This window comes from Brucella sp. 22210, from assembly GCF_052045675.1.
Taxonomy (GTDB): Bacteria; Pseudomonadota; Alphaproteobacteria; order Rhizobiales; family Rhizobiaceae; genus Brucella.
On the sequence record NZ_JBQEPD010000002.1, the window covers coordinates 149853 to 164277 of the forward strand.

Below are 14425 nucleotides of genomic sequence, written 5' to 3' on the forward strand. Positions count from 1 at the left end.
AATCAGGGCTGCTGAGCGGGCGCGGTCGGTGTGGGCTCCAGAGTTTTCAGAAATTCATTGAGCGACTGACCACCTTCCGGGCTGGTCAACGGTGCAGTTGCACCATTTGTTGCTCCGCCTTCCGGATTGGCTGGCTGGGGCTGTTGCGACTCCAGCCGCTTCTTCTCCTCGGCTTGTTTTTCCGCCGCGACGCGGGCTGCCGCTTCCGTGCGGCGGCGTGTCTCGTCTTCCTGCTGGGCACGAGCGCGTTCCGCAGCGTCGGCTTCCAGAACGCCGAGCTGACGGCGCAGACGCTGCTTTTCCATCAGGCTGGCCTGCATGGCCTCGACACGCTCCTGTTCACGCTCCAGCGCACGCTGGGTCAGGAACTGCACAAGCGGCTGACGGTCAAGCCGCACTTCGGGCCGATCGTAAGTTCCGCCGATGGTGAAAGCCACCTGCGGTGAAAGGCCGGTCTGGGCGCCCTCGTCGCCCTGGAATGTAAACGTTCCGCTGCCGCCAACGCCAAGCGTCGACAGATCGAATTGCAGGTCGCTCAACAAAGCCGCATTGCCATCGGACAGATTGGCGGCTGTCATGCGCGCAGTACCGCCCGCCACCGTGAATTCGAAGCGCGCATCGCCCGGCGTAAAACGTGCATCCGGCGCAACTGCCTTATCCGCAATGGCCGCAAATCGCTTCGCATCCAGTTTCTCGTCGCCGGCAGGCTGATCGCCAATGTCATCAGCGGCTGCGACCATGGCAGGCAGTGCCGCCCCATCCAGACCAGCCACCGCGAATTTCTCGACATCCACAGTCGCCGTTCCCGCCAGCGAACTAACCAGCGCGGCAGCATTTTCGCCACTGCCATTCAGCGTCACCGCTGCCTTGACGACACCGCCCAAAGGCGCTGATCCATCTTCCAGATGATAGAAATTGGCGAGATCCGCACCGCTCCATTTGAGATCGGTCGAAAGCAGCGCATTCTTATCGCTGTTGCGCAGCGACAGATTGCCAGCGAGATAGCCCCCGGCCCAATTTCCGGTCAACTCCGTCAGGCTCAGGCTGTCGATTGTCTTTTGCAGGCGCGTCGAAAATTCTGTCGCCGTACCAAAGCCTTGCATATGCGCCTGAGCGACATTGAGCTTCACGTCGATCAGCAGCGGCAATGATGGACGAACCGCAAAAGCCCCACGCGGCCAGATGGATTTTTCTGTCGGTTTGGCCGGTTCGAATGCATCCTGACCGAGCATGATGGCCGCCAGACTATCGACCTCAAGCGAAGCGAGCTTCGCCTCACCCTTCAGCTGCGGCAGCCCGCTATCGGCAAAATTCGCCTCCAGCCGCGCCGATACATCTTCGCCGCCCAATTGGCCCGCAAGATTCGGAAAGCGCAGAATGCCCTTGGCAAACTGGAAATCGCTGGAAAGATTGGCAGATAGGCCCGCGCCATACCCCGGCAATGCATAGCCTGCCGTCGCGATGAACGGTTGCAGGTCGGCGGATTTGACCTGCGCCTTGCCGCTTGCTGCAATATCGCTGCCGATCAGCGAAATTACCCCGTCAGCCGAAGCTGTACCGTCTGGCGCTGTCAGCTTGAGAAGCGTCCGCATCCCGGCGCTCGGCGCGCCCTGCATGGTCAGATCGGCGGTCAGCTCACCGGCAAGCCCCAATGGCAATGACGGCAATCCGATCAAGGCCAGAACGGCCTCTCCCTGATCGGATTCGGCTGTACCGTTGAGCTGCATCTGCAAGGGGTCAGCATCCGTCTCGCCGCCGCTGGCAGTTCCTGACAGATCGAGCTTCATTCCGCCGGTCTTGCCGGTGACACTGAACGAAAATTCGCCGCTGCCGGGTGAAGTCTTGCCCTTCGGATCAGCCGGGCGAGCGCTTTTGCCCTTTGCTGCACCATTCTTCGCGGGATTGGCTTGCGTTTCCGGCCTGACCGGCGCGACCGCATTGGCGATCACGTTGATCTCGCTGTCATCAAACAAGCCGGGGAAATTCGCCGCGCGCGCCGACAGCGCACGGAACAGCGGCAGCTGCGGATAACGATTGGCCATCAGGGAGATAAAGCGCGACAGATCGCCGGACAGGATCGTCGCGTCCAGCTTTCCGGATGGTGAATTGGCAAATGGCTCATAGGCGCCGGTTGCCGTCAGCGTCGCGTCGGCGACATCATTGATCATCAACCGGTCGAAATCGAACCGTCCGTCATGAAGGCGCATGGCCAGATCGACACTGGCCGCTTCCATATCCTTGAAACGAACAGGCCCGGCTTTAAAGCTGACATTGAGCGTCTGCGCATCGAGAAGCGCCAGCCCCTCACCGCCGGAGAAGAAGGAAACGAAAGCCTGCAAGGCGTCGCTTTCCACTGCGCCACCTTGAAGATTGACGTCGATGATCGGCTGCGCCGCGCCATTGACCTGTCGCAGGAGCGACCCTTTGAGCGACGTCTTGCCCAGACCTATTTCAAGATCGTCAATGCGCTGCATGCCGTCGCGCAGATCAACCTTGCCGGAGAAACCGGCCCCGTCGAGCGTGCGGATTGATTCATCCACCGTCTCATTCAGCCATGTAGCAAGACCGGACGGCTGGCGGGATGCTACCAGCATCTCGCCCTGGAAACCGAAATGATCGCCAACGGACAGCTTGCCCTTGGCCTCGACTTTGGTGCGCCCGGGCAGATCGGCTGCGAACTGACGAATATTCCAGTCCCCACCATCGGGTTCGGCATTGATCGTCACCGACCGAATGGTGGTTCCCCCCGCAACGACCGCTGGCAGACGGAGGTCGATGCGGCCCGGTATGGTCGGGATCGGCAATTGCTCCAGAACCCGGCGTGCAATGGCGATGCGGTCCGCCAACGGCATGACGGACGTAACCTGCTGGTCTTCCGCCGTCTCGCTTGGCCCCCAGAAAATCTGCTGCCCATCGGCGCTGATTTCAAAGCGCGGTACATTGCCGTAATCGATCAGAGCCTTGCCATTGACGACATAAGGATTGTCGGCTGGCCCCTGCTCCATGCGGAACTCGCTCGCATCGAAGCGGTTGGTATCGGCGGTGAACTTTCCGGTCAGGCGCAAGCCGCTGAAAAACGGCTTGTCCGCAGATGCATCTTTCTGGCTTTTGCCATTCTGGGCCACCATATCGGAAGAGCGCAGCGAGAAAGCGCCCGCATAATTCAACCGGCCATCCTTCAGGACGATATCGCCATCCGTTTCAAATGCGGCAGGAATGGCTTCCGGCGAAATACGCGCCCGCAAGCGTAGCGAACCGTCGGGCTTGGCCTCACCGCTCGTCAGATCGACCGCAAGCCTGCGGCCTTCAAGGTTGAAACTGCTTTGCGCCTGCCACGGTCCGGCTAGACTGTTGGCCGACAAAACCGCATTCAAGCCGGTCGTCTCGTGAATGCGTCCGCTCGCCACGTCATGCAGCGTGACTGTGCCGTCGCTGATCGAGAGCCGTTCGACCTTGATCTGCGAGGGATTGAGCGGCGTGGACGGACGAATGGCCCAATCGACCTTGCCATCCTTGTCCAGCAAGATCGAAACGCGTGGACGCTCGACGCGCATGTCGAAAATAAGCACCTGACCGCGCAGGAAAGGCATCAGCTCCGCATCCATCGAGAACCGGTCGAGCGTCATGACCGGATGCGTTGCATCGGCCCCGACGCGGACATCGGAAAAGGTCACGGATGGGAAAGGCAGCAGTCGCGCATTTACATCGCCCGCCACCTTGACCGGACGTCCCAGAATACGGCTTGCCTCGCGCTCGAAATCGGCCCGATAGCCGCTCCAGTCGACAAAAGGCGGCACCACCAGCGCGGCTGTCAAAAGCAGCACCAGAAGCCCGCCGACAATGACGAATATGCGGCCCAAGAAGCAGCTCCGGTCAGTCAGGTGAATTCGGTTACGCGCAACACAACGGGTGAATCACGCCATATTTATCAACGCAACATAGTGCATCATCGCACAAAGTGCGAAGCGGTTTTCAGGATTGCGCGCCAACAAAAAACAGCATCGGTTCGGCGACAACAAGGCAAGCTGCCGCCCAACTGATCTAAATATGCGCGCTCATTGAATCGCCGTCTGAACCAAGCGGCGCAGACAGCTGATTTGACTCACGAAATCAGGATTTTACCGGGGTTCATGATATTGAGCGGATCGAGCGCTTTTTTGATCATGCGCATATAATCGGTCGCTTCACCAAGCTCCTTGGCCAGATATTTCATCTTGCCCTGGCCGATACCATGTTCGCCTGTGCACGTGCCTTCCATGGCCAGTGCCCGCATCACGAGCCGGTCCATGAAAGCTTCTGCCCGTTCCATTTCTTCCGGGTCTTCCGTATTGAGCAGCAGCTGCAGATGGAAATTACCATCACCGACATGACCGACGATAGGCGCGATGATCTTGCTCTCTGCGAGGTCGCGTTCCGTCTCGGTGATGCAATCGGCCAGACGCGAAATCGGCACGCAGAGATCAGTCGAGACGCCCTTGGAGCCGGGACGCAACTGGCACGAGGCGAAATAGGCGTCATGGCGCGCGCGCCAAAGACGATCGCGCTCCTCGGCATCCTGCGTCCAGTGGAACGGCCCGCCGCCATGTCCCGCAGCAATTTCGCCGAAAATCTCGGCCTGTTCAGCAACACCGGCATCCGTGCCGTGGAACTCTACGAACAGATATGGCTGTGCTTCGTAAGGAAGCTTCGAATAACGGATCAGCGCTTCCATCTGGAGCTTGTTGACCAGCTCGATACGCGCCACCGGAACACCCATCTGGATCGTATCGATCACCGCGCGACAGGCCGACTCCACATCCGGGAACGGGCAGATGCCACCGGAAATCGCCTGCGGAATGCCCTGAAGCTTCAAGGTCAGTTCCGTGATGATGCCAAGCGTGCCTTCCGCGCCGATCAGCAGGCGGGTGAGATCGTAACCGGCGGCGGTCTTCTTCACACGCTTGGAGGTTTCGATCAGGCGACCGTCCGGCATGACGGCTTTCAGCGCCAGAACATTCTCGCGCATGGTGCCATAGCGAACCGCATTGGTGCCTGAAGCGCGGGTCGAGGCCATGCCGCCGAGCGTTGCATTTGCACCCGGATCGATGGGGAAGAACAGGCCCGTATCGCGCAGATATTCGTTCAGCTCACGGCGCGTCACGCCCGGCTCGATAACGCAATCGAGATCTTCGGCATGAACGGCCAGAATGCGGTTCATATGCGTCAGATCGAGCGATACACCGCCTGCCGCCGCATTCACCTGACCTTCGAGCGAAGACCCTGCACCGAAAGCCACCAGCGGCACGCGATGTTCGGCGCAAATGCGCACCACATCCTGCACGTCCTGCGTGTTCTCGGCAAACACCACAATATCCGGCGCTTGCGTCGGCACATAGCTGGTGGTGTGGCCGTGCTGCTCGCGAATGGCCTGACCGGTCTGCGCCCGCTCGCCAAAACGCTGCTTGAGGATACCGACAGCAGCGGCGATACCCTCTTCATTGCGTGGAAGCGCGATCACATGCTCAAGCGACATTGTTCATTCTCCGAATTTCAAAACCTTGGAGTGCGTTTCGATCTGATTGAACCAGATCGGCGCTCTAACCCATATTTTAACGCGCATCTTTTCCGAAAACCGTTTCACAGTTTTCGGGACGCGCTCTAATTAGCAGGAAGCGCGAGCGCCGCAGGGTCCTGCCCCAGCTGCAAGGCGATTGCACGCACGACGAGATTATGATCCTCGCGCTGCGGCAAACCGGAAACGATGGCCGCGCCGATCACACCAGCACCAGCAACACGGATCGGAAAGCCGCCGCCTGCAAGTGCGTAATCATTTACATCCAGCGCCTTGTGCGGCGCAAACATCCGGTCTTCACGATTTTGTTCCAGAACGAGACGATAGGTCGAAGCATGAAAACGGCGCACGACATTGAACTTGCGGCGCAGCCATTCCGTATTATCCGCTGTGGTGCCAGCAGTCGCCGCGAAGAACAGGCGACGGTCCCACAGAGAAATATCAATACCGATACCGAGCTTTTCCTTCACGGCAATATCGCGAATTCTCTGGCCCAGCGCAAAGGCGTCGTTCTCGTCGAATGACGAAAAAATCAGTGCATGTTCCTGACGGATGATCTGCTTGATGTCATCGCTTTGCGCCACGTCTATCGCTCCTTGGAAACTCATATGCGTTTCTTGTGCCCCTTCATTCGCATGTTTGCAACAACGGATATCCACCGATGTTCATCGGCAAACTTGATTGATGGTACACAAGGCGCTAGTGGAACCTTATGGCTCAGAACCCCAATATCGATGTGCCTTTGAAGGGCGACCAAATTCCCCCGTTTGTGGAAACAGCCGTGTTCAAGCGCGACGTGTTTTCCGAAACGCGCGCGGGCTATTTTGCGAACGATCCCGACACACGCATTATCCGCCGTGTGGTGAGTGCCGCGCCCTGGTGGTCGAGCCCGCTGGCGTGGATTCTTGCCCGACGCGAAATTCGCGGTTTGAAGACCGTGCGCGGCATCGAAGGCGTTCCGCAACTGATCGCAACTGACCGCGACGGCCTTTATCGCTCATGGACCGAAGGCACGCCGCTGCATCTTGCGCGCCCCTCCGATCCGAAATGGTATCGCACCGCGCACCGGGTTTTGCGCGACATGCGCCGTCTTGGCGTTACGCATAACGATCTTGCCAAGCCACAGAACTGGCTCATGACACCAGAAGGCGAAGCAGCCGTCATCGACTTCCAGCTTGCCAGCGTCCATCGCCGCCGTGGTGCCCTTTATCGCATGATGGCCTATGAGGATTTCCGCCACCTCATCAAGCAGAAGCGGGCTTTTGCCAAGGATCTGATGACACCGACGGAAAAGCGCATTCTGGCGCGCCGTTCGCTGCCGTCGCGCATCTGGCTGGCCACCGGCAAGAAGGTCTACAACTTCATCACACGCGGCATTTTCAGCTGGTCGGATGGCGAAGGCACGGGCGACCGTATCGACAATGAAGGTCCGGCAATTCTGGCCGCACTCAAGTCTGATCCGCGCGTCAAGGACGTGGCGCTGGCGCTTTATTCGCTGCCAGCCAAGGGCGTCGGTCTCTATGCTTTTGTTGAAACGCTGGATGCCGACGAGAAAAGCCTGCGGGCACGCCTGAAAAGCCAGAAGCTGGAGCTGATCCAGCCGGTTGCCCATCTGCCGCGCCGTGAAGACGGCACCGTTCGCGATGATATTCTGCGGCTGATCGCCATGAACCAGATGACGGAGCTGGACGATCTGTTGCAGCGCGAGCCGGAACTGCGCGGCCTTGTGGAAGCACTGGCCGCCCATCGCCTGAACTTCACGGATCGGCGTGTTACTCAATTAGAGTAGTCGAATAGACAAGCCCGTCCGGGTCTTTGTTTTTTGTGAGCGAATCATTACATTCGGGGTCAGATGTCCGATTTTCCCGACGATATGCCGTTTTTCGGCGATGATGCACCGGCTGGCCGCGCGCCAGCTACCGGCGGTATTGCTGCGCGCGCCATGGCCGCGCGCAACCAGCAGCGCGGCGAGCCCGATTACCTGAAAGGGTTGAACCCGGAACAGCGTCAGGCTGTGCTGACGACCGAAGGGCCGGTTCTGGTGCTTGCGGGTGCAGGCACCGGCAAGACCCGCGTTCTGACCACCCGCATCGCCCACATCATCACCACCGGCCTTGCCTATCCAAGCCAGATTCTCGCCGTGACCTTCACCAACAAGGCCGCGCGTGAAATGAAGGAGCGTATCGGCCATCTGGTCGGCGGCGCGGTGGAAGGCATGCCATGGCTCGGCACGTTCCACTCCATCGGCGTGAAATTGCTGCGCCGTCATGCGGAACTGGTCAATCTCACATCCGATTTCACCATTCTCGACACCGACGATGTGATCCGGCTGATCAAGCAGCTCATTCAGGCGGAAGGTCTGGATGACAAGCGCTGGCCTGCCCGCACCTTCGCCAATATGATCGATGGCTGGAAGAACAAGGGCTTTGGCCCCTCCGACATTCCGGAGGGCGATGCACGCTCGTTCGGCAATGGCAAGGGCCGCGAATTGTATCAGGCCTATCAGGAACGCCTGCGCACGCTGAACGCCTGCGACTTCGGCGATCTTCTGCTGCACCCGATCCGCATCTTCCGCAATCATCCTGATATCCTGCGCGAATATCACGCCAAGTTCCGCTATATTCTGGTGGACGAGTATCAGGACACCAACACCGCGCAATATCTCTGGCTGCGCCTGCTCGCGCAACGACCGCAAGCCAAAGGCACCACTCCTGCCCCAATTTCGACAGACGGCCAGCAGGCACGAACCGGCGCGGGCGAAAACAAAGTGAACCTGTGTTGCGTTGGCGATGACGACCAGTCGATTTACGGCTGGCGTGGAGCGGAAGTGGACAACATCCTGCGCTTCGACAAGGATTTTCCGGGCGCAGTTGTCATCAAGCTTGAGCGCAACTACCGCTCGACCGCGCATATTCTCGGCACTGCCGCTCATCTGATTGCCCATAATGAGGGCCGTCTCGGCAAAACGCTTTTCACCGAAGCGCCGAATCCCGACGATCCGCGTGTGAAAGTCCATGCAGCTTGGGATTCGGAAGAAGAAGCCCGTGCTGTTGGCGAAGCAATTGAACAGGCGCAGCGTCAGGGCCATCTGTTGAACAACATGGCGATCCTCGTGCGCGCCTCCTTCCAGATGCGCGAATTCGAAGATCGCTTCGTGACGCTTGGTCTCAACTACCGCGTTATCGGCGGCCCGCGCTTCTATGAACGCCTCGAAATCCGCGATGCGCTGGCCTATATGCGCGTTGTCGCGCAGCCTGCCGATGATCTGGCGCTGGAGCGTATTATCAATACACCGAAGCGCGGTCTGGGCGAAGCTGCCATCCGTCAGGTGCATGATTACGCTCGCGCCCGCGACATCTCGATGTTCTCTGCTGCCTGCGATCTGATCGAAACGGAAGAGCTGAAGCCAAAGCCGCGCTCCGCCCTGCGCGAGGTCGTGGAGAATTTCCTTCGCTGGCAGTCTCTGCTCGACAACACGCCGCATACGGAGCTTGCCGAGACCATTCTCGACGAATCCGGCTACACCGCGATGTGGCAGAACGACAAGTCGGCAGAAGCGCCGGGACGGCTGGAAAACCTCAAGGAACTGATCCGTTCCATGGAGGATTATGAAAGCCTGCGCGGCTTCCTGGAGCATATCGCTCTGGTGATGGATGCCGAACAGAATGAAGACATGGATGCCGTCAACATCATGACGCTGCATTCGGCCAAGGGCCTCGAATTCGAAACCGTGTTCCTGCCCGGCTGGGAAGAAGGTCTGTTTCCCCACCAGCGCGCGCTTGATGAAGGCGGACGCTCCGGGCTGGAGGAAGAACGCCGCCTCGCCTATGTCGGTGTCACTCGTGCCAAGAAAAACCTGCATATCTGGTTCGTGTCCAACCGCCGCATCCACGGCATGTGGCAGTCGACCATTCCGTCACGTTTTCTGGAAGAACTGCCGGAAGCGCATGTCGAAGTCGCCGAGTTGGAAGGCAATTACGGCGGCTATGGCGGGGGCTACGGCCAGTCCCGCTTCGACCGGGCCGATCCTTTCCAGAATAGCTATTCGACGCCGGGCTGGCAGCGCGCGCAGCAGAATCGCTCAGAAGCCACACGCAATAATTGGGGTTCACGCTCCGGCAGCCGTGTGGAACGTGTCGGCTATGGCGAAACGGATTCCGGTTTTGGCGCTGGGCGCGGTTCGGTCAAAGGCCGCACAATCGAGGGCGAGCTAGTCGCGAAGTCGGTTGCCGACAAGCCCTCGGCTTTCAAGGTTGGCGACCGCGTGTTCCACCTGAAATTCGGCAATGGCAAAGTCGCCGCCATCGACGGCAACAAGCTGACCATCGACTTCGACAAGGCAGGACAAAAGCGCGTTCTCGACGGCTTCGTCCAGAGCGCATAGTATATTTTTTACTGTTGCTTCATATGTTCTACATTCGAGTGCTTTATATGCTCTGCATTCGAATTGATGGAGCAGATTATGACAATAGAATTTGAGTCACTTGAAGCAGCGATTGCCAATGTAGATGGAACCAAACATCTTCTTGCTGGCAACGGATTGAGCATGGCATACGATAGGGATATTTTCAGCTACAGCAGCCTGTTAAATACAGCAGATTTTTCTAATAGCTTCCCTATTATTGACGATATATTCAAACGTTTGGAGACCACAGACTTCGAAAAAGTTGCCAGTTCTCTTTATTTTTCGGCATCCGTCGCTGAAGCATTTGGCGAAAATCAACATGCGGAAAAAATAAATCAAACAATTGATTTTTTAAAAAAGAGCCTGATTGAAGCCGTCAAGAAAAACCACCCATCAGATCGCAATCAGCTATCTGACAACAGAGTATCAAATTTTCAGTTATTTTTACGTAATTTTCTAGACAGTAAAGGAAATCTATATTGCTTGAACTAAGACATTCTCGCATATTGGGGGGTATTAAGAGTTATTGACAATAATCGCCTAAGTGTTTCCGATGGATTTGGCACCCATGATGACGATTATGTTGCTTTTCATGGCGATTCATCAGCGCGAAAGATAAACATACTATCCCCCCATGGAACTCTGTTCTTCTTCGAAGATTCTGGCAATGTTTTAAAACCAAGATCTACCAACAATAATAAAATGATAATTGATATAATAAGCGATAACCTTGAAAAGGGAAACTTCCCTCTATTTGTCAGCGAAGGAACAAAAGAAAAGAAATATGAAAGAATAAGAAATAATCATTATTTAAATTACTGCTTTGAAAGTATTGGAAATTGTGAAGGTAGCTTTTTTATATACGGTCATTCCCTAGACATTGTCAGTGACGGCCACATCTTAGAAAAGATATCATCCAATCAAAACATCAAAAAAATTTATGCCTCTTACTTCGGGGGCGAAACGGAAAAAAGCCATATCACAACACAGCTTTTAAAAATAAAAGAACATAGCGGCCGGAAGGACCTCGAAGTTGGTATATATCCAGCTAACAGTGTTACTTGCTGGTGATTATCGGCAAACTATATTAGCGGGGAAGATCGCCGCAAGCTCGACCGTTAACATGTCAATCACTCCGGCTTGCCCTTTTCCCAAGTCACATCACCCCTGAACAGCGGCACGGTCGAGAGCGAAGTCTTGGCCGAGCCGTCCTGCACCTGACTGGCATGGGCGAGATAGAGCAGCGTATTGTTCTGCTTGTCATAAATGCGGGTGATGACCAGCTTCTTCCAGATCAGGCTGGTGCGCTCCGAAAAAACCCGTTCGCCCTTCTGGCTCAGCTCAATATCGCCGATTGAAACCGGTCCGGTCTGCTCGCAGGAAATGGACGCATTGGAAGGGTCTTCAAACCACTTTCCCTTCTGCAACCGGTCGATCATGCTGCGCGAGAAGGATGCAAGATGACAGGTCACACCTTTGACCTTCGGATCGGGCACCGCGTCGATGACGATATCATTGCCGACCCAATCCACGCCAACCTTGCCAACCTGCTCGGCAGTGGCCGGCAGGACCGAAACGGCAAGAAGAGCGAAAGCGGCGAAAGTTTGCTTCATCATGTTCTCCCTGAAAACCTGTGAGGAGAAGTGGCGCGGCTGGCCTGTCTTTGCAAGAGCTTACTGAAAAACACCCGCCGCCGAACCGCCTATTCCCATTTGTCGAGGAAGTCGCCAATCGCCATGGTTTGAATATCGGGCACAGCCTCAAACAGCTTTTCCACCGGCCAGTCCCACCAGTTGAGTTTCAGCAGCCGTTCGATAATGGCATCGTCGAAGCGCTTGCGAATGAGCTTGGCTGGAACGCCGCCAACCACCGTATAGGGCGCGACATCTTTCGTCACGACAGCATTCGCGCCGATCACCGCACCATGGCCAACCGTCACGCCCGGCGTGATGACTGCGCCATGCCCGATCCAGACATCATTGCCGATCACCACCCGCTTTGCCTGGCGGCGCGCGCGAAACTCGCCATCAACGCCCAGATAACGGAAATACTCGTTGGGACGATAGCTCAACTTATGCGTGGTCAGCCGTTCCATGGGGTGTTCCAGCGCATTGATCCGCACATTGGCCGCGATGGAGCAGAACTTGCCGATCTCGGCATAAATGCCCTCACCATTTCGCTCGAAATAGGTGAAATCCCCGACCATCACATCGCGCAGGATGACCCGCTCGCCAATATCGGCATAGCGCCCCAGCTTGGAGGATTTGAGCTGCGCCGTCGAATGAATGCGCGGCTCGCTGTTCTGGAAACGAAGGTCGTCGGAATTGGCCATCAAAAGTCTCAAAATTGCCCAAAGGCAGCTTAGGCCGCCTGCTGCGAACTCTGTTCGCTCGATAAGTATGCCTTGATAGCATTCGGCAGGGCATCGTCAAACTTCGCGATCAATGTCGCATGAATTTGTGCCCTGAACTCTGGCTCAAACCGTTCAAAGCCCTGCACGCAACCAAAGGGGGCTGAACCGTTTCTGATCTTGTCCAGCTCTTCGCCCCAGTGCTTGGCCTGCACAAAATCGAGATAGGCCAGCTCCCGCACGCCATGGACCGGCGTGTGATGCTGCGCAATTTCCAGATGGTTGGCGAGGGAAACCGTGTTGAACTGCTCGATATTGCGATAGCGAAACCCGACCTGACGGTTCAACACATCTGGCTTTGCCGCGAAGAACGAGGCCAGTGTGCTGCGTCTCAGCGGATGCGGATGGTGATGGATGCTTAGAAACCTGTCCTTCACTCCGGCTATGACAGCGCCCTTCCACTGCGCAAGGCGGAATTTCGGGAACGTATATTCGTATCGCGAAATTTTCCCGAGAAAGCGCCGCAGCTTGTATTTCAAACGGGTATTTTCCGGTCGCACCCAGTCACCATGCAGTCTGGGCCGTCCGTTCTCGTAAAAATCGGACACGTCCAGCGGAGCATTCAGGAAGAAATCATCGTTGGAATAGATGAAGTGTTCCGACAGGCCGGGTATGCGCCACACAGCCCCCTCGATTGCTCTCGCATTGAAGGATGGCCGCGCCGCTGGCAGGTCTTTGAAAATATCGTCATGCGAGACAATCTGGATGAAGGACGGATCGCACTTGCCCTCCGCGGCGAAAGCATCGAGCAGTCGTGGTTTCTGATTGTCGGTGATGACGAAAATACGCCGTATGAACGGCGCGAACTGAATGACCGATGCAATATTGTAATAAATCTCGCCATTGTCGAAGTAGCGCTCACTGGTCACCGCTTCGAAATGGGTCTTTTCGGAATCTGGCGCAAATCGCTGCCGGGAAGACTTATGCGCGGGGTCCTGACCGTCCACCCACGCGATTATATAATCGATTTCCAAAACGATTCTCTTAAAATATTGCAGTTTTATTACGGAAATATAACAATCCCTTGGGCAAATCCAAACGAAATAGCCGACTTTCTCATTCAACTTTGGTTGTCCGGCGAACAAACGAACCGACAAAAGTTTCAGAAATTATTGAAAATTAGAAAAAGAACCGTAGATTAGGCCCAGTCTGAAGAGCGGCCCACGGGTTCGGCGGATTCGCCCCGGTTCGAGATTGAACCAATCTCGAAAATATTGCTCTTCGTGATCGCGGAATACGGCTATGATGACGGTTCTGCCCGCACCAGGAAAATAGTTTATAAAGCGGCGCGCGAATGCCGTTCGGATATGCAAGGTCGACTGGACATGAAAAAATTCCTGCCCATCTTCATCATTGCCTTCATCGTCGTGATTGTCGGCGCTGCTGGTTTCAACATGTTTCGTGATCGCGAGGCCGCGAAGGAACCTTTCGGCGGACCGCTCAATCTCGTCACGATGGATGGACAGCCTTTCACCGAAAAAGACTTGCGCGCCACACCGGCTGTCGTGTTTTTCGGCTTCACGCACTGCCCGGATGTCTGCCCTACCACGCTTTACGAACTTGATGGCTGGCTGAACCAGCTTGGCAGCGACGGACAGGACCTCAAGGCCTATTTCATCACCGTCGATCCGGAACGCGACACGCAGGACATCATGAAGACCTATGTGGGCAATGTCTCGAAGCGTATTGTCGGCATCACCGGCACGCCGGAAAACATCGCCGACATGGTCAAGTCCTACCACATCTATGCCAAGAAGGTTCCGGGCGAAGACGGTGAATACAGCATGGATCACACGGCATCAGTCTTCCTGCTCGACAAGGGTGGGCGGTTCCGCAGCACCATCGCCTATCAGGAAAACCCGGATACCGCGCTGGAAAAGCTGAAGAACCTCGCCAAGGGCGCTTCTGCCGGCTAATCCTGAACCGATATCTGCTTTCTTTGGCAACCGCCCTTTGGCGGGCATGTAAATCCCAAAGATTCGGAGCGCCATTTATGTGTTCGGATGGACGCGCGGCGCTCCGACAGCTAAACAGAAGCTCTTGAACTTTTAGAGAGCTT

9 protein-coding genes and 1 pseudogene are annotated in these 14425 nt (G+C 56.4%); 4 read left to right on the top strand and 6 right to left on the bottom strand.

Going from position 1 to position 14425, the window contains the following annotated elements; genetic code table 11:
- Positions 1-2: 2 nt before the first annotated feature.
- The 3 genes from ACTJKP_RS03655 to ACTJKP_RS03665 form a co-directional block, all read right to left on the bottom strand.
- Entirely contained in the window at positions 3-3860 is a 3858-nt protein-coding gene (locus ACTJKP_RS03655; RefSeq protein ID WP_440629728.1) for an AsmA family protein, read from the bottom strand.
- Positions 3861-4102: 242 nt separating this feature from the next.
- Complete coding sequence (locus ACTJKP_RS03660) at positions 4103-5512, bottom strand: FAD-binding oxidoreductase (protein WP_440629729.1); 1410 nt, start codon at positions 5510-5512, stop codon at positions 4103-4105.
- 125 nt (positions 5513-5637) lie between these two features.
- A complete protein-coding gene (locus ACTJKP_RS03665; protein WP_440629730.1) occupies positions 5638-6159 on the bottom strand; it encodes a heme-degrading domain-containing protein in 522 nt (173 codons plus the stop codon).
- A gap of 104 nt (positions 6160-6263) precedes the next feature.
- Between ACTJKP_RS03665 and ACTJKP_RS03670 the strand changes: the two genes are divergently transcribed.
- The 3 genes and pseudogenes from ACTJKP_RS03670 to ACTJKP_RS03680 all read left to right on the top strand — a co-directional run bounded on the left by ACTJKP_RS03670 (position 6264) and on the right by ACTJKP_RS03680 (position 11027).
- The gene (locus ACTJKP_RS03670; RefSeq protein WP_440629731.1) at positions 6264-7340 is read left to right on the top strand and encodes a serine/threonine protein kinase; all 1077 of its coding nucleotides are present in this window, start codon (positions 6264-6266) and stop codon (positions 7338-7340) included.
- 63 nt (positions 7341-7403) lie between these two features.
- Positions 7404-9935 carry an ATP-dependent helicase gene (locus tag ACTJKP_RS03675; RefSeq protein WP_440629732.1) on the top strand — a complete coding sequence of 844 codons (2532 nt, stop codon included), beginning with the start codon at positions 7404-7406 and terminating at the stop codon, positions 9933-9935.
- A 78-nt stretch (positions 9936-10013) separates the two neighbouring features.
- Positions 10014-11027 (top strand): annotated as a pseudogene (locus ACTJKP_RS03680) (DUF4917 family protein).
- Between the two features lie 59 nt (positions 11028-11086).
- On the opposite strand, the gene ACTJKP_RS03685 reads toward ACTJKP_RS03680, so the two are convergent.
- The 3 genes from ACTJKP_RS03685 to ACTJKP_RS03695 all read right to left on the bottom strand — a co-directional run bounded on the left by ACTJKP_RS03685 (position 11087) and on the right by ACTJKP_RS03695 (position 13340).
- A complete protein-coding gene (locus ACTJKP_RS03685) occupies positions 11087-11569 on the bottom strand; it encodes a CreA family protein (RefSeq protein WP_078339395.1) in 483 nt (160 codons plus the stop codon).
- 89 nt (positions 11570-11658) lie between these two features.
- On the bottom strand, positions 11659-12288 hold the full coding sequence (locus ACTJKP_RS03690) for a DapH/DapD/GlmU-related protein (protein ID WP_440629733.1): 630 nt from the start codon (positions 12286-12288) through the stop codon (positions 11659-11661).
- Positions 12289-12317: 29 nt separating this feature from the next.
- Complete coding sequence (locus tag ACTJKP_RS03695; protein WP_440629734.1) at positions 12318-13340, bottom strand: hypothetical protein; 1023 nt, start codon at positions 13338-13340, stop codon at positions 12318-12320.
- Between the two features lie 351 nt (positions 13341-13691).
- Between ACTJKP_RS03695 and ACTJKP_RS03700 the strand changes: the two genes are divergently transcribed.
- Positions 13692-14282 (top strand): SCO family protein, encoded by a 591-nt coding sequence (locus ACTJKP_RS03700; protein ID WP_440629735.1) that lies wholly within the window; start codon positions 13692-13694, stop codon positions 14280-14282.
- Positions 14283-14425 lie beyond the last annotated feature (143 nt).

Excerpts from the sequence above, each read along its gene's own strand:
- ACTJKP_RS03685 (WP_078339395.1), bottom strand. The coding sequence starts at position 11,569 with ATGAAGCAAACTTTCGCCGCTTTCGCTCTTCTTGCCGTTTCGGTCCTG.
- ACTJKP_RS03660 (WP_440629729.1), bottom strand. The coding sequence starts at position 5,512 with ATGTCGCTTGAGCATGTGATCGCGCTTCCACGCAATGAAGAGGGTATC.
- ACTJKP_RS03700 (WP_440629735.1), top strand. The coding sequence starts at position 13,692 with ATGAAAAAATTCCTGCCCATCTTCATCATTGCCTTCATCGTCGTGATT.
- ACTJKP_RS03665 (WP_440629730.1), bottom strand. The coding sequence starts at position 6,159 with ATGAGTTTCCAAGGAGCGATAGACGTGGCGCAAAGCGATGACATCAAG.
- ACTJKP_RS03690 (WP_440629733.1), bottom strand. The coding sequence starts at position 12,288 with ATGGCCAATTCCGACGACCTTCGTTTCCAGAACAGCGAGCCGCGCATT.
- ACTJKP_RS03670 (WP_440629731.1), top strand. The coding sequence starts at position 6,264 with ATGGCTCAGAACCCCAATATCGATGTGCCTTTGAAGGGCGACCAAATT.
- ACTJKP_RS03675 (WP_440629732.1), top strand. The coding sequence starts at position 7,404 with ATGTCCGATTTTCCCGACGATATGCCGTTTTTCGGCGATGATGCACCG.